Origin of the sequence: Clostridium sp. Ade.TY (assembly GCF_000498355.1) — a bacterium.
GTDB lineage: Bacteria > Bacillota > Clostridia > Clostridiales > Clostridiaceae > Clostridium.
This window is the reverse complement of the sequence record NZ_AVSV01000018.1, coordinates 41741-57289: the sequence shown is the minus strand read 5'-3', so window position 1 is coordinate 57289 and position 15549 is coordinate 41741. Positions and strand designations below refer to the sequence as shown.

The 15549-nt window shown below is 26.8% G+C and carries 15 protein-coding genes, 3 tRNA genes and 1 rRNA gene; 13 read left to right on the top strand and 6 right to left on the bottom strand.

Annotated features, from left to right (window positions below):
- Positions 1-51 precede the first annotated feature (51 nt).
- From rrf to O212_RS0106585, 4 genes are all read left to right on the top strand, one after another.
- Positions 52-168 (top strand): 5S ribosomal RNA (rrf, locus tag O212_RS0106600).
- A 7-nt stretch (positions 169-175) separates the two neighbouring features.
- Positions 176-251 (top strand) — tRNA-Phe (locus O212_RS0106595).
- A 10-nt stretch (positions 252-261) separates the two neighbouring features.
- Positions 262-337 (top strand) — tRNA-Ala (locus tag O212_RS0106590).
- Positions 338-582: 245 nt separating this feature from the next.
- Positions 583-1326, top strand: coding sequence for a peptidylprolyl isomerase (locus O212_RS0106585; protein WP_024614338.1), 744 nt, complete (start codon positions 583-585; stop codon positions 1324-1326).
- Between the two features lie 98 nt (positions 1327-1424).
- Here the strand turns inward: O212_RS0106585 and O212_RS0106580 are convergent, their stop codons facing one another.
- The 3 genes from O212_RS0106580 to O212_RS0106565 all read right to left on the bottom strand — a co-directional run bounded on the left by O212_RS0106580 (position 1425) and on the right by O212_RS0106565 (position 3854).
- Entirely contained in the window at positions 1425-2090 is a 666-nt protein-coding gene (locus tag O212_RS0106580; RefSeq protein ID WP_024614337.1) for an HAD family phosphatase, read from the bottom strand.
- Positions 2091-2172: 82 nt separating this feature from the next.
- On the bottom strand, positions 2173-3519 hold the full coding sequence (locus O212_RS0106575; protein WP_024614336.1) for a [Fe-Fe] hydrogenase large subunit C-terminal domain-containing protein: 1347 nt from the start codon (positions 3517-3519) through the stop codon (positions 2173-2175).
- A 259-nt stretch (positions 3520-3778) separates the two neighbouring features.
- Positions 3779-3854: transfer RNA gene (locus O212_RS0106565), tRNA-Pro, on the bottom strand.
- Positions 3855-4270: 416 nt separating this feature from the next.
- On the opposite strand from O212_RS0106565, the gene O212_RS0106560 reads away from it, so the two are divergent.
- From O212_RS0106560 to rsmI, 3 genes are all read left to right on the top strand, one after another.
- Positions 4271-5533: a C40 family peptidase gene (locus tag O212_RS0106560; protein WP_024614335.1), complete on the top strand. Its 1263-nt coding sequence runs from the start codon at positions 4271-4273 to the stop codon at positions 5531-5533.
- A 130-nt stretch (positions 5534-5663) separates the two neighbouring features.
- Positions 5664-6419 carry a tRNA1(Val) (adenine(37)-N6)-methyltransferase gene (locus O212_RS0106555; protein WP_024614334.1) on the top strand — a complete coding sequence of 252 codons (756 nt, stop codon included), beginning with the start codon at positions 5664-5666 and terminating at the stop codon, positions 6417-6419.
- A gap of 2 nt (positions 6420-6421) precedes the next feature.
- Positions 6422-7267, top strand: a complete 846-nt coding sequence (gene rsmI / locus O212_RS0106550) for a 16S rRNA (cytidine(1402)-2'-O)-methyltransferase (RefSeq protein WP_024614333.1) — start codon at positions 6422-6424, stop codon at positions 7265-7267.
- Between the two features lie 94 nt (positions 7268-7361).
- On the opposite strand, the gene O212_RS0106545 is transcribed toward rsmI, so the two are convergent.
- On the bottom strand, positions 7362-7601 hold the full coding sequence (locus O212_RS0106545; protein ID WP_024614332.1) for an AbrB/MazE/SpoVT family DNA-binding domain-containing protein: 240 nt from the start codon (positions 7599-7601) through the stop codon (positions 7362-7364).
- 574 nt (positions 7602-8175) lie between these two features.
- Here O212_RS0106545 and O212_RS0106540 point away from each other — a divergent pair.
- From O212_RS0106540 to O212_RS0106530, 3 genes are all read left to right on the top strand, one after another.
- Complete coding sequence (locus tag O212_RS0106540) at positions 8176-8766, top strand: DUF1836 domain-containing protein (protein ID WP_024614331.1); 591 nt, start codon at positions 8176-8178, stop codon at positions 8764-8766.
- A gap of 82 nt (positions 8767-8848) precedes the next feature.
- Positions 8849-8995, top strand: a complete 147-nt coding sequence (locus O212_RS16390; protein WP_081705811.1) for a YvrJ family protein — start codon at positions 8849-8851, stop codon at positions 8993-8995.
- A 42-nt stretch (positions 8996-9037) separates the two neighbouring features.
- Positions 9038-11311 carry a helicase C-terminal domain-containing protein gene (locus tag O212_RS0106530; RefSeq protein ID WP_024614330.1) on the top strand — a complete coding sequence of 758 codons (2274 nt, stop codon included), beginning with the start codon at positions 9038-9040 and terminating at the stop codon, positions 11309-11311.
- A gap of 28 nt (positions 11312-11339) precedes the next feature.
- Here the strand turns inward: O212_RS0106530 and O212_RS0106525 are convergent, their stop codons facing one another.
- Positions 11340-12215: an aldose 1-epimerase family protein gene (locus tag O212_RS0106525; RefSeq protein WP_024614329.1), complete on the bottom strand. Its 876-nt coding sequence runs from the start codon at positions 12213-12215 to the stop codon at positions 11340-11342.
- A 185-nt stretch (positions 12216-12400) separates the two neighbouring features.
- Here O212_RS0106525 and O212_RS0106520 point away from each other — a divergent pair, with 185 nt between their 5' ends.
- A complete protein-coding gene (locus O212_RS0106520; protein ID WP_035279232.1) occupies positions 12401-13249 on the top strand; it encodes a YihY/virulence factor BrkB family protein in 849 nt (282 codons plus the stop codon).
- Positions 13250-13289: 40 nt separating this feature from the next.
- Here the strand turns inward: O212_RS0106520 and galE are convergent, their stop codons facing one another.
- Complete coding sequence (gene galE / locus O212_RS0106515; RefSeq protein ID WP_024614327.1) at positions 13290-14276, bottom strand: UDP-glucose 4-epimerase GalE; 987 nt, start codon at positions 14274-14276, stop codon at positions 13290-13292.
- 147 nt (positions 14277-14423) lie between these two features.
- On the opposite strand from galE, the gene O212_RS0106510 reads away from it, so the two are divergent.
- On the top strand, positions 14424-14789 hold the full coding sequence (locus O212_RS0106510) for a single-stranded DNA-binding protein (protein ID WP_024614326.1): 366 nt from the start codon (positions 14424-14426) through the stop codon (positions 14787-14789).
- A gap of 409 nt (positions 14790-15198) precedes the next feature.
- Positions 15199-15513: a DUF6514 family protein gene (locus O212_RS0106500; RefSeq protein WP_024614324.1), complete on the top strand. Its 315-nt coding sequence runs from the start codon at positions 15199-15201 to the stop codon at positions 15511-15513.
- Positions 15514-15549: the final 36 nt, after the last annotated feature.

The following is a 15549-nucleotide window of genomic DNA, read 5'->3' as shown; positions in this document are numbered from 1 at the left end:
AAAAAATCGTGTGCAATTTTCAGAGAACAAATCTCTTTAAAATAAATGAAATCTAGTGATGATGGCATAGAGGAAACACTCCTTCCCATTCCGAACAGGAAAGTTAAGCTCTATAGCGCCAATGGTACTGCACGGGTGACTGTGTGGGAGAGTAGGACGTTGCTAGGTATTGTGTGGCTCGATAGCTCAGTCGGTAGAGCAGAGGACTGAAAATCCTCGTGTCGCTGGTTCGATTCCTGCTCGAGCCACCATACAATTTCTGGGGGTATAGCTCAGCTGGGAGAGCACCTGCCTTGCACGCAGGGGGTCAGGAGTTCGAATCTCCTTACCTCCACCAGTAAAGATGTTCATTAGAACATCTTTTTTTATTTTAAAAAGAGAAATTTAAAAAGTTATACACAGTAAAAACAAAAAAATGTGGATTTTTTTAACAGAAAAAAATAAAACTGTGGATAAAAATTAAAAATTAAATGAAATTTATAATAGATTTATTGCAAAAAAATAATTTACGTTGTTAATTTATAAGTATATTGGTAAAATTAAATAGTAAAATAAATTATTTACCTAAAAGGAGAAGATAATATGGAAAACAAAATATTAGCAACAGTTGGCTCAGAAGAAATAACTGAAAAGGATTTAAATGATATAATCTCAAAATATCCAGAAGATAGAAGATCAATGTTTGAAAATGAAAATGGAAGAAAACAATTATTAGAGCAAGTAATTTCATTTGAATTATTCAATAATTTAGGAAAAGAATTAAAGTTAAATGAAACAGAAGAATACAAAGAAACTGTTGAACGTTTAGCTAAAGAAATATTAACTCAAATGACTATTTCAAAAGTATTAGCTGATGTAACAGTTACTGATGAAGAAGCTAAAAAATTCTATGAAGAAAATAAAGAAAGATTTGAAGAACAACCTACAGTTTCAGCTAAACATATTTTAGTTGATAATGAAGGAGATGCTATAAAAATTAAAGAAGAAATAGATAATGGAATGTCATTTGAAGAAGCTGCAAGCAAGTATTCAAGTTGTCCATCAAAAGAGCAAGGCGGAAATCTTGGAGCTTTTGGTAGAGGCATGATGGTTCCAGAATTCGAAAAAGCTGCATTTGAAGCTGAAATAGGAAAGGTAACGGAACCAGTACAAACTCAATTTGGATACCATTTAATATTAGTTGAATCTAAAAATGATGCTAAAGTAAGACCTTTTGAAGAAGTTAAAGATGGAGTTATTCAACAATTACTTCAAGAAAGACAACAAAGAAAATACTTAGATGTATTAAAAGAATTAGAAGGAAAATATGTTGTTACTAGAAAATAATATATTATAGTGTATAGACATATACAAAAGGGAATTTTTAAAAGAAAATTCCCTTTTTATTTTAATAAGTTTTTTATTATTTTATATAGATAATTAATTTATATTGCTATATCTTTAGATGGAATTAATTCCAAAAAGTCTGATATAAATTTATCTGATAGTGAAGTAAGTTCTTCTTTTTCAGGTAAGCTTCTCTCATCTTCTACGGCTATAACCTTCATATTAGCCTTTTTAGCACCTTTTACAGCTTGTACAATATCTTCGAATACAATACAGTTTTTAGGGTTTACATTTAATTTTTGAGCAGCTAATAAATAAACATCTGGTTCATGTTTACCTATTGATACTTCATCTGTAATTGTTATAGCATCAAAATAATCATATATCTCATTATTTTTTAATACTAATTCTAATAATTGTTTGGAATTACTAGTAGCTAGTCCTATTTTTATATTTGATTCTTTTAAAAAATCAAGAAATTCTTTTACGCCTTTTTTTAATTTTATAGTATTTGAATAATGATAATTGGCCATATCATTCCAAGAATTTTTTATTTCATCTAGTGAGTCTTCTAATTTAAATCTTTCTTTAAAGTATAAAGCAACTTGATTAAAACTTAGGTGTCCAATTTCATCATTTAAATTTTTAGGAACCGGTATATTTTTAGATGTTAAATAATCAATATCTATTTGGTCCCATACCCACATAGAGTCTATTAATGTTCCATCTAAATCAAATATTGCAGCTTCTATGTTATTAAACATTTGCTACCTCCTTCATTTGTAATAAAAAACTGTAGGAATTAAAGTAAAACCTACAGTTTATTATACTATAATATTATCACTATTAAAAAGTTCTATGAAAAATCTTAGTTTTTTCTTTATCTAATAGATCCTCAAAGTTATTTATACCCAATCTTTTAAATAAATCTATTATTACATCACTATGAGTTGCAACTTTTATTGGTGAAGAATGTGCAAATTCGGTAACGTATTCAGTTCCTTTATTAGTATCTATTAATTTTTTAGGACCTCCAACGCATCCTCCAATACATCCCATTCCCTCAATGAAGTTAAAAGTATTACTAGAACTTTTAACTTCATTTAACAATTCCTTGCAAGCTTTTACACCACTTGCACTTTTACCTTTGAATAATGGTATTTTATCAGGGTATAATTCATTTACTGCATCTTTTATAGCTGTAGTTACACCGTCAGTTCTTGCATAAAGTCTACCGCCTCTAGAAGCATATTCTCTGGTAATTGTTTCATTTAATTCTGCTAGGTTTATATTTAATGTGTCAAATAATCCTTTAACTTCTTCAAAAGTCAAGACTAAGTCAACATCACCTACCAAATCTTTTTCTCTTGCTTCAGCCTTTTTAGCTATACAAGGGCCTATAAATACGACTTTTACATCTTTATTGAGATATTTAATAACTCTTGCAGCTGCTATCATTGGAGATACAGAAGGAGTTACATGCTTAACTAGAGAGCTATAAACACCTTTTATCATTCCTATCCACATTGGGCAACAACAAGAGGTTATAAGTAAGTCATCAAAACTATTTACATGACTGTTAAACTCACAAGCTTCTTTTATTGTAAGCATATCAGCAGCAAATGCTACTTCTATCATGTCAGTAAATCCAAGCTTTATAAAGGCAGTTCTAAGTTGATCCATTGATACATCAATACCAAACTGACCAGTTATTGCGGGAGCAACAGCAGCTATAACTTTAGAGTTATTTTTTAATAGCTCTAAGAGTGGTATTAGTTCTATTTTTTCGAGATAATTTCCATTTTCACAACTAGAAACACAAAGACCGCAATCAGTACATAAATTATTATCAATATAAGCATTATTAGTTTTTGTATCTTTTAATATAGCATTAAAAGGACAAGCATTTTGGCAATTGGTTTTACCATTGACATCTGTCTTGCAATAAGAACATTTTCTTACTTTTTCTACTAATTTGGTTTTTACTGAATAGTCAGTAATAGATTTTTTTAAGTTATAAATAAAATTATCTCCTTCAGGAACAGAAACTCCACATAGAGATGAAATAATAGATTTTAAATCGTCCCTTGAAAAATCATTAGATTTAAGAATTTTTTTTACTTCTTCATCAAAATTGTCATTATAATAAGAAGCAATAAGCTTATTAAGTATGTCTTTATACTTTTTATTCATAAATTTCACTCCTAAGAATTTAATAGTAGCTATGTTAATATTATTTATATTTTTGTCAATAATAATACTTAGAATATGAAATTTTGTATATAGAGAGGTTTTTAACTTATGGGATACTTTTTTTTAGGATATATAGTTATTTTTATAATAACATTATCATTATGTAAGGCAGCTAAGTTAGGGGATAGGTATATTGAAGAAAATAATAAAGAAATAGATGAATAAAAAAAAGACTATGAATATTTTCATAGTCTTTTTTTGGTCGGGGTGACAGGTCTCGAACCTGCGACCTCATGGTCCCAAACCATGCGCGCTACCATCTGCGCCACACCCCGATACAACAAAAAATATTATATATGAATAAATAAATAATGTCAACATGTTTATAATTTATTAAAAAAGGTTACAATTTTGTAATTTATGTGTTATCATATAAATAGAATAAATTTAATAATAATTTTGAATGCTACTTTTTAAGATAGTATTTTGATTAAATTTAATCATATAAAGTATGGAGTCTAAGTTTAATTTAAATAGATTACTTTATATGAAATATAATACAATTTATGGTATATCGTTGTAAACAATATCATATTTTAGGCAAATTGTTTTAAATTTTTTATTGACTTTAATGAATATGTAATAAATTACGGTTGTGCCATTTATAATGTGATGTTATAATAATAAATGTATTTTTTTACTAGATACACATTTTGAAAGGGGGGAGGTTCTACAAAGAACCGATTAACTCATGAAGAAAAAAATAGTTGCAGCTGTTATTGCGGGTATGTTAGTTATGAATTCAGCTATCCCTGCATATGCTACACCAAGTAATAAAGAAGTAAATCAAGCAAGAGATGAATATGCTGAATTAGGAGCAAAAATCTCAGGAATACAACAAAAAATAGACGAATTAAATGTTAAAATAGAGCCATTAGTTGAAAAAGTAAAAAACAATCAAGACCAAATAAACAACACTAAGAAAGAAATTGACACAACTCAAAAAGAAATCGATCAAACTAAGAAAGATATCGAAAAACAAGAACAAGTTTTAGGTGGAAGACTTAGAGAACTTTATAAAAATGGTGGACAAACTAGCTACCTTTCATTAATATTTGGAGCACAAAGTCTATCAGATTTAATAGGTAAAATTGATTCAGCAAATAGATTAGTAAATATCGACAAAGATGTTGCAGATCAATTAATAACTAATAAGAAGAGCTTAGATGAAAAAGCTACATCACTTCAAGAAAAAAATAAAAAGCTTGAAGAATTAAATGCAGAGACTAAGAAAGAATTATCTAATTTTGAAACTTTAAAGAAAGAACAAGAAAAATTATCAGATGATGCTAAATCAGCACAAAAAGAATTTGATTCAAAATATCTTTCAAAGATGGAAAGACAAATAATTGAAGGACAACTTAACGTTATAAATAACTCAAATAGTTCAATTGATGCTTTAAAATCAGCTATATCACAATTAAAAGATTTAAAAGCTAACCAAATTAAGAGTCCAACTGTAGTATCAGAAATAGATTCTGCTATATCAAAAGGACAAGATTCTATTTCTAAAAAACAAAGAGAACAAGCTGCTCAAGCTGCTAATAGAGGTGAAGCTACAAATAATAGTGGATCATCAAGTAATGGTGGTGGATCAGTTCCATCAGCACCATCAGGAAGTGTACAAGCAGTATTAAATGAAGCGTACAACCAACTAGGAAAACCATATGTATTTGGAGCAACTGGTCCAAGTTCATTCGATTGTTCAGGATTTACAAGCTATGTATATCGTAAAGCAACAGGAATTGATATAACTAGAACAACATATAGCCAAATAGGTGTTGGAAGACCTGTATCAAGAGATCAACTTCAACCTGGAGATTTAGTATTCCCACATGCTGGTCACGTTGGAATATATGTAGGTAATGGTAACATAATACATGCTCCACGTACTGGAGATGTTGTAAAAGTATCACCTATATGGAGCTTCTACGCAGCAAGAAGAGTATTATAATAGAAGTATAATTGAATTTTATAGAGATCTTAGATGTTTCTAAGATCTCTTATTTTTTTATCAAGTTGTGAACTGATTTTTTATAATGTATAATGAAAAAGAAATTTAGATGTAAAAAGGATGATTACATATGGAAATAAATAAAGTTGATTTAATAAAAAGTGATGAGAATATAGATGATTTACAACTAAATGATTTAATGTTAATTCAAAAAAAAGATGGATTTAAATTTGGTGTTGATGCAGTACTTTTATCAGATTTTGCTAACGTAAAAAAGAAGCATAAAGTAATAGATTTTTGTACTGGAACTGGTATAATACCATTTTTATTATATGGAAAGTATTCTCCAATACATATTACTGGTATTGAGATACAAGATGATATGGTTGAGATGGCTAAAAGAAGTGTAAAATTAAATAATATAAATAATATTGATTTTATAAATAAGGATTTAAAAGATATAAACTATTTAAAAACTATGGAAAAAGTAGATGTTGTAACTGTAAATCCACCATATAAACTTAATAATGCAGGAATAATTAATCCATCAGATAAATTATCAATAGCAAGACATGAAATAATGTGTAATTTAGAAGATGTTATAAAAGCAGCAAGAACTGTACTTAAAGATAATGGTAGATTGTTTATGGTTCATAGGCCAGAAAGACTTATAGATATTTTTATGTTAATGAGAAAATATAAAATAGAACCTAAAAGAGTAAGAATGATACATCCTAATAAAAATAAAGCTCCTAATATAGTATTGGTAGAAGGACAAAGAGATGGTGGCGAATTTTTAAAGTGGGATGCACCACTTTATGTTTATAATGAAGATGGAAATTATTCAGATGAAATAAATAGAATATATGGTAGAGAGGAGAAGTAAAATTGAGTAATGGAAAATTATATTTAGTTCCTACGCCTATAGGTAATTTAAAAGATATAACTTTAAGAGCTTTAGAAGTGTTAGAAGGTGCAGATGTTGTAGCAGCGGAAGATACTAGACAAACAATAAAGTTATTAAATCATTTTAATTTAAAGAAAACTTTAATTAGTTACCATATGCATAATGAACAAGGAAAAAGCAATGAGATTTTAGATAGATTAAGAGCTGGAGAAAATATAGCTTTAGTGAGTGATGCAGGAATGCCTGGAATATCAGATCCAGGAAGCGTAATAGTAAAAAAATGTATAGAAGAAGGATTAGATTTTGAAGTTTTACCTGGGGCAACAGCTTTTTCTACGGCATTAATATATTCTGGATTAGATAGTACGGCTTTTACATTTAGAGGATTTATTCCAAGAGATACTAAGTCAAGAAAAGTTGTAGTTGAAGAATTAAAAAATCAAAAAGAAACGTTAATTTTTTATGAGGCACCGCATAGGTTATTGAGTACACTTACATTTCTTAAAGAAAATTTTGGAGATAGAAATTTATCAGCATGTAGAGAACTTACAAAGCTTCATGAAGAAATAATTAGAGGAAAAATATCAGAAGTAATTGAACATTTTAATGAAAATAATCCTAGGGGAGAATTTGTTCTTGTAATGGAAGGTTTAACAGAAGCGGAAATAGAAAAAGAAAAAAGAGCAAGTTTTGAGGATCTTTCAATTGAGGAACATATAATTAAATATATTGAAAATGGTATGAGTAAAAAAGATGCTATAAAAGCAGTAGCAAAGGATAGAAAAGTTCCTAAAAATGAAATATATAAATATTCAACTAATATATAAAAATAAAAGGCCACTAAGTTTTACTTAGTGGCTTTAGTTTCAATTATGTTATAAATATATTTTAGGGGAATATATTTATATAATTAAATAAAAACTATTTCTTTAATTCCGCTAAACAGTTTTTACAGATGTTCTTTCCTTTGTAGTTAACTACATCTCTAGCATCACCACAGAATATACAAGCTGGTTCATATTTCTTTAATATGATTTGCTCACCATCTACATATATTTCTAAAGCATCTTTTTCTGCTATATCTAGAGTTCTTCTTAACTCTATAGGAATAACTATTCTTCCTAATTCATCTACTCTTCTAACTACACCTGTTGATTTCATAAAAGTTTCCTCCTCAAATTATACACTATATGATAAATTATCAAAAAAATCGCAATTTTCGACAATTTACTATGTTATCTTACCAAAATTGTAATTTAAAGTCAACATTAAAAATATTAAGTTTTATTTAACTGCAAAAATTACTAAGAAGATTACATTAATAAATATACTACCAAAAAATAGAAATGTCAATACTTTACAAATTAAAAATAAATACTCACTTAAAACAAATAAAAATACAATGAATAAGGTTGAAATATTGAATAAAATTTTAATAAATATTAAAAAAATGTATAAAAATAGAAAAAAGAAGGAATACTTAATAAGTTATGATTAAATAAAAAAGTGAAAAAAAGAGGGAAAGATGTTGAAATTTAAATTGTAATTGGTATAAGATAACATAGATGGATGTTTTAAATTATATAAATTTTATTTAAAATAGTAAAAATTTATTTGATTAGAAAACTTTTTACAGGGAATAATAAAACATAATGATGGTAAAAATAACTTGTAATAAGTTTATTCATACTATATAATAAGATTAAAGCTTGTATGGAGGTAAAGGTGAGAAAGAATGAATAAAAAAATTGATGCAGACTATATTAATGAACTTACTGAAGAAATGTCAAGAAATAGTATGATTTCATATAATGAATTGCCAAAGTACGATTTATTTTTATCCCAAGTCATAGATTATTTAAATGATAAATTTACTGATGATAAATATACAAATAATATAGTTCAAAATTATATTAAGAGTGAAGTTATAAGTAAACCAGAGGATGGTAAAAAAAGAGGTTACACAAAGATACATTTGGCTCAACTTGTTTTATTAAGTTATATGAGACCTATACTTACAACAGAAGAGATTAAGAAAGTATTTAGTTTAGCATTCAATGAAATTAATGATAGAACAGATGATATAATATCATGGGAAACTGCATATAAGATGTTTGCTGAAACGCAAAAAGAAAGTTTAGAGTCATTTTTATCAAATTCTGTAGAAACAGAAGAGAAGCTAGATGAGATAATTAAAAATCTTAAATTAGAAAATGATGAAGAAGAAAGAATAAGAATATTTTTATTAGTAGTTTCTTTAATAGCCCAAGCAAGTGTAATTAAGAAATTAGTACAGAAAATAGTAAAAGAATATCATTCAGAATAGATTTTAAAGATGGTTTTTATACCATCTTTTCTTTTTATATTTATAAATATGCATATTTATAAAATATAAGGAGGTGTTAACAATGGAACAAATTATTGATATTATAGGGAATGTAGGATTTCCTATTTCTATTTCATTGTATTTACTTATAAGGATAGAAGGAAAACTTGAAACTTTGACTAATAGTATAAATAATTTATCTAATGTGATGAATAAGCTTGAAAAATAATAAATAATAGTATTTTCTTATGTAATGAGAGGGAATGATGTTGTGAAGCGTACTGTAAGAGAGTCTGTAAGAGGGCTTGTTGAATTTATATTAAAAAGTGGAAGTATAGATAGTAGATTCTCTACTTCTAAAAGGGCTGTTGAAGGGATAAGAGCTCATCAAAAATTACAAAAAAGCAATGAAAATTTGTATGAAAAATATGATAAAGAAGTTTATTTAAGTGAAGAGTTTGATTTTGAAAATTTTATACTTAAACTTGATGGTAGAGCAGATGGGATTATATATGAAGATGAGAAAATTATAATAGAAGAAATAAAATCAACTTATATACCTTTTTTAGAAATTACTGATGAAAATGAAGTACATTGGGCCCAGGCTAAAGTGTATGGATATATTTATTTGCTTCAAAATAATTTAAATAATATAGATATACAATTAAGTTATTATCAATTAGAATGTGATGAAGTAAAAAGTTTTAGAAGAGAATATACTTTTGAGGCATTAGAAAAGTTTTTTAATGATTTAATGCATAAATATGAAAAATATATAATATTACAATCCAGCCATAAAGATAGTAGAAATGATTCTATAAAAAAAATAGACTTTCCGTTTAATAAATATAGAGAAGGACAACTTAAAATGGCAAAAGCTGTTTATGGAACTATAAAAGAAGGAAAAGAGCTTTTTGTTCAGGCTCCTACAGGAACAGGAAAGACTATATCAACTTTATTTCCAGCGATTAAAGCAATAGGAGAAGGATGTATAGAAAAAATATTTTATTTAACAGCAAAAACTATAAATAAACAAGTAGCAGAAGATACTTTTAATATATTGAGAAATAAAGGGCTAAATTTTAGAAGTATAACAATTACTGCAAAGCAAAAGATTTGTTTAAATGATAAGGTTAGTTGTAATCCAGATGAGTGTAAATATGCTGTTGATTATTATGACAAAAGTAAGGATGCTATATATGAACTTTTAAAAGAGGATAGGAATATTGATCGTGAGTTGATATTAGAAATTAGCAAAAAGTATAATATATGTCCCTTTGAATTATCCCTTGAATTAATTAATTGGTGTGACGGTATAATTTGTGATTATAATTATATTTTTGATAAAAGAGTTGGATTAAAAGGAATTGTTGATGAGGTTGGAGATGAAATTGCAGTATTGATAGATGAAGGGCATAACCTTGTTGATAGAGGTAGAAATATGTATTCAGCATCATTAAATAAAGAGAAAATTTTGAATTTAAGAAGAAATTTAAAAAGCAAAAGTAATTCATTATATAAAATAATTAATAAAATAAATTCATATTTTATTAATTTAAGAAAAGAATGCGAAAGTATAGAAAAAAATAATTATTACCAAAAGGAAGCACCAAAAGATTTATATAAGATTTTAAGAATTTTTATGAATGAAAGTGAAGATGAACTCGTAAAGCTTAAAGATGAACCTTATTATGATGAATTGTTAGAGGTGTACTTTGATATAAATAGCTTTTTATCAATTAGTGAAGAATATGATGAAAATTATGTAACTTATATTGAAAAAGGTGGAAAAGATATAAGCATAAATTTATTTTGTGTAAATCCAGCTGAAAAAATAAAAAATATAATCAAAAAATTAAAAGGGACTATAATATTTTCTGCAACTTTATCTCCTATTGAATATTATATAGATTTACTTGGTGGAGATGATGAATCTTATAGGTTAAGATTAAAATCACCATTTGATAGTAATAAGTTTATTGTGAAAAGACTCCCTATAAACACTAGGTTTAGGTTTAGGGAATTAACTGTTAAAGATATAGAGAAGGAAGTTAGAAATTTTCTAAGCAATATAAAAGGGAATAGTATGATATTTTTTCCATCATATGAGTATTTAGATATGTTTTTGAACAATATCGAAGATGATTTTGATGGGTATGAGTTATTAATTCAAAAAAGAGAAATGAATGAAGTAGATAAAGAAGAATTTATAAAAGCATTTAGAAATAAAAAGAATATAGTTGGCTTAGTAGTACTTGGAGGAGCATTTTCAGAAGGAATAGATTTGCCAGGAGATATGTTAGTAGGCGCTATAGTTGTTGGAGTTGGATATCCTAAAATTTCTACAGAAAGAGAAATAATAAGAGAATATTTTAATGAAAAAGGATATGATTATTCATATATATATCCAGGAATAAATAAAGTTTTTCAGGCTGTTGGTCGGGTAATAAGAACAGAAGATGATGAAGGTAGTGCTTTACTTATAGATGATAGATATTTTAATAAAAAATATGATAGATTACTTCCAACTGAGTGGAAAATATAAAGGGACATTTAATATGTCCCTTTTTTTATTATGATAATGTTAATGTATAACTAACTTCGAAAATTTCACCAATGTTTAATTTTTGAATTCCTGCTTTATCTTTTAATTCACCATCAAAATCAAAGAAATCAGCATGTCCATACCAAGGCTCTATGCAAACAAATGGTGCACCATCAAATTTTGACCATAATCCCATAAATGGAAAACCTTCAAAATTCATAGTTAAGAATTTTGAGTGATTCTTAGATTTTAATGATATCTCATTTGATTTTAAGTTATCAAATACTAATGCATCACCTTGGAATAATTCTTTGCTTAGGTTTATTATATTTTCATTATTTAAAAATTGTTTTCTATCTTTTATGAAGTAGCCATCTTTATTTAAAAGCATTGTGCTAACATTTTCTTTTTCATTAAATTCAAAATAATAATCATCTATAGTTTCATTAGGTTCTATTGAACATAAAAATGCAGGGTGAGCACCTATTGAGAAATATATTGTTTTATTATCTAAATTTTCTACTATATAAGATACTTTGACACTATTTTCTATAAGAGTATATTTAATTTTTAATGAAAACTTATAAGGATAAACCTTTAAAGTATCTTCAGAATATTTTAACTCAAATGTTATAGAATTTGAAGTTTGATCAATCATCTCGTAATTAGAAATCCTTCCAAGACCATGTTGAGGAAGTTCGTATATATTTCCTTCGGCTCTGTATTTTCCATCTTTAACTTTACCTACTATTGGGAAAAGTACTGGTGAGTGGTATTTCCAATAAGTTGCATCACCATTCCATAAAAACTCAGTATTATCTTTTTTAGAAATTAAATTATGTAATTCAGCTCCATAAGTACTAGCTGTAATTTTAACTAATTCATTTTCAAGTGTGTATAACAAAAAATCACTCCTTCCATATATATCTAATAAATTATACTATAAGTGAAAACGTTAATAAATACATAATAAGTTTAATAATAAAAAATAATAGTAACATAATAAATAAGTTTTGCTACAATTAATAATAAATGTTATATTATACAATAGAAATAAAATTAAGCAATAATTTTTATGTTGGTGAGATGATGAGAAATAAAAGAAAGAAAGCTTGTAATAGATCTTTTTTAGATATGATGTTATTTTTATTTATAAAAGTAAAAAGAGATGATCTATTTGCATTAGGTTCCCAAATGGCATATTATTTAATACTGTCATTTTTCCCATTTTTAATATTTTTAATAACTTTAATAGGTTTTATTAGGCTTAATTCTAATGAAGTTTTACTAGGATTACAAAATTTACTTCCAACTGCTGTATTTGAATTAACCGCTAATACTATTGAAGAGGTTGTAAATTCACAAAATACAGGTTTATTAGGAATTTCTATTATTTTGACCATATGGTCAGCATCATCAGCATTTAGAGCTGTAACTAAAGGAGTAAATAAAGCTTATAATATACAAGAAAATAGATCTTTTGTAAAAAGGTCTATAATAGGAATGATAAGTGTAATAGCATTAGCACTAACTATTATATGTACTTTACTTATGCTTGTATTTGGAAATTTGATAGGTAATTTATTAAATGAAGTATTGCCCTTTGAACATATAATAAATTTTATTTGGAATATTTTAAGATACTTAATTATAATAGTTATGATGATTATAGTTTTTGCTAGTATTTATAAGGTTACTCCAGCGAGAAAAGTTAAGTTTAGAAATGTACTTCCAGGTGCAATAATAACAACTATAGGATGGTTAATAGTATCGTTAGGTTTTTCTTTTTATATAAATAACTTTGGAAACTATTCACGATTGTATGGAAGTTTGTGGGCTGTATTTGTACTTATGATTTGGCTTTTTATAACTTCAATGGTATTTATATTTGGAGTTGAGGTTAATTCAGTTTTAGATGATGAAAAGGAAAGGATGTAATAATTAATTATTACATCCTTTTTATAAAATTTTATAAAAATTATTTTTCAAATCCATTTGGGTGATTTTTATGCCAGTTCCAAGCTGTTTCAATTATAGTTTCAACACTATTAAATTTAGGTTTCCAATTAAGTTCTTCAACAGCTTTATCACTTGAGGCTATAAGAACAGCAGGGTCACCAGCTCTACGAGGAGCAACTTCTGCAGGAATTGGATGATTAGTTACTTTTCTAGCTATTTCAATCATTTCTTTAACAGAGAATCCTGTTCCATTTCCTAAGTTGTATATTCTACTTTCTCCACCATTCATAAGTCTTTCAAGTGCAAGAGAATGAGCTGATGCTAAGTCAGAAACGTGTATATAATCTCTTATACAGCTTCCGTCTTTTGTATCATAATCATCACCAAATATCATTATTTTATCACGTTTTCCTAAAGCTACATCAAGTATAAGTGGAATTAAATGAGTCTCAGGTGAATGATCTTCTCCTATTTTTCCATTTATGTGAGCTCCAGCAGCATTAAAATATCTAAGAGTAGTATATTTTATACCATAAGCATGATCACACCATCTTAATATTTTTTCTACAATAAGTTTAGATTCTCCATAAGCATTTGTAGGAATAGTTTCGCTTTCTTCTAATATAGGAACTTCTTTTGGTTCTCCATAAGTAGCTGCTGTAGAAGAGAATACTATATATTTTATATTATGCTCTTTCATAGCTTCAAGTAAGTTTATAGTTCCATAAACATTATTATTGAAGTATTTTAAAGGTTCTGTCATACTTTCACCAACTAATGAATAAGCAGCAAAATCAATAACAGCCTCTATTTTATTTTCAGTAAAGATTTTATTTAATATATCTTTATCTCTTAAATCACCTATATATAATTTTCCGCCTAAAAGGGCATCTTTATGACCTTTCTCTAAGTTGTCTAAAATAACAACCTCATTTCCTTTTTCTAAAAGTTCTGCAACCATATGGCTACCAATATAACCCGCACCACCACAAACTAATATTGCCATTAAATCACTCCCCTAATTATTATTTATAACTCGATTTACCAACATAATAATTATATCATTAAAAATTCGCAAATATAATACTGAAAATATGAATAATTTTATTAATTAGGGAAATAATTCTAAGTATATTATTCAGGAGGTATAGATATGAATAAGATAGTTTTATTAGGAAAATTAATTAAAGACCCTGAACTTAAGCAATTAGAAAATAGTGAAAAGGTAAATACAAGATTTATTATTGCTGTTGAAAGAAGTTTTAAATCATTAGATGGTCTAAGAAAATCAGATTTAATACCAATAAGTGTTTGGGGGAAAAAGGCAGAAGTAATATGTAAGTATTTGAAAAAAGGTAATTACATAAGCATAAGTGGAAGACTTAGAACTGGAAGTTATGAAGGTAAGGATGGAACTAAAAAGTATATAGCTGAAGTTGTAGCCGAAGATTTTAAATTTGTTGGTAATAGAACGCATATTAATAATAATGTAAATGAAGATGAAAAAGCAGTTGAATAATTAACATAACAAGAAGAAATAAAAATAAATGTAAAAAATTATAAAAAATTTTCTAGAATATATTGTAATCTATTTAAGATATGTGTTATAATAAATTCAAGTTATGGTAACGTATTCACGTTTCAATTATGGTTGTTTAGGGGAAATTATGAGAAAAAAAAGAAAGCTGTGGGAGCTTTCTTTTTTTTATATTTATATGGAAAAATTATACTTAAACATTTATCGACATAATGATAAAGAAAAATTAAAGAAAGTATTGTACTGTGTAGAAAAAAATACATTTAATAGGAAAATTACGAAAGATGTCTATAAAAAAATAATTATAGGAACACTCTTTGACATATTTCACACAATACCTATGATATATTGAAATAGAAGGGTGATTTTAATATATTAAAGGGGGATGAAAATGATTAAGGAGAAATTTGTATTTTCAAGAGTTAATAATGGGATAGAAAGGAAATATTATTATAAGTTAGTTAAAAGCATAAGAGGTAATGAAGATGTATTTGGAATAGAAGTTGAAAGAATTGATATAAAGGGAGATATTGTAATAGATTCTTTTAAGGATTCTGTTGAATTAATATCACCGGTAGAGGAGAAGGTTAAGAAGTTATTAAAGATGCTTTATGATAATCAAGTATCACCTATTCATTTGATAGACATAATAGGTCCATTTGTAGATGAATATGTAAGTGATTTTAAAGAAATCAGTTTTAATTAAGTTTATATAATATTTTTAATGAATACCAGAAAGAAA

Excerpts from the sequence above, each read along its gene's own strand:
- O212_RS0106580 (WP_024614337.1), bottom strand. The coding sequence starts at position 2,090 with ATGTTTAATAACATAGAAGCTGCAATATTTGATTTAGATGGAACATTA.
- O212_RS0106560 (WP_024614335.1), top strand. The coding sequence starts at position 4,271 with ATGAAGAAAAAAATAGTTGCAGCTGTTATTGCGGGTATGTTAGTTATG.
- O212_RS16390 (WP_081705811.1), top strand. The coding sequence starts at position 8,849 with ATGGAACAAATTATTGATATTATAGGGAATGTAGGATTTCCTATTTCT.
- O212_RS0106510 (WP_024614326.1), top strand. The coding sequence starts at position 14,424 with ATGAATAAGATAGTTTTATTAGGAAAATTAATTAAAGACCCTGAACTT.
- O212_RS0106585 (WP_024614338.1), top strand. The coding sequence starts at position 583 with ATGGAAAACAAAATATTAGCAACAGTTGGCTCAGAAGAAATAACTGAA.
- galE (WP_024614327.1), bottom strand. The coding sequence starts at position 14,276 with ATGGCAATATTAGTTTGTGGTGGTGCGGGTTATATTGGTAGCCATATG.
- O212_RS0106555 (WP_024614334.1), top strand. The coding sequence starts at position 5,664 with ATGGAAATAAATAAAGTTGATTTAATAAAAAGTGATGAGAATATAGAT.
- O212_RS0106545 (WP_024614332.1), bottom strand. The coding sequence starts at position 7,601 with ATGAAATCAACAGGTGTAGTTAGAAGAGTAGATGAATTAGGAAGAATA.
- O212_RS0106540 (WP_024614331.1), top strand. The coding sequence starts at position 8,176 with ATGAATAAAAAAATTGATGCAGACTATATTAATGAACTTACTGAAGAA.
- O212_RS0106520 (WP_035279232.1), top strand. The coding sequence starts at position 12,401 with ATGAGAAATAAAAGAAAGAAAGCTTGTAATAGATCTTTTTTAGATATG.
- O212_RS0106575 (WP_024614336.1), bottom strand. The coding sequence starts at position 3,519 with ATGAATAAAAAGTATAAAGACATACTTAATAAGCTTATTGCTTCTTAT.
- O212_RS0106500 (WP_024614324.1), top strand. The coding sequence starts at position 15,199 with ATGATTAAGGAGAAATTTGTATTTTCAAGAGTTAATAATGGGATAGAA.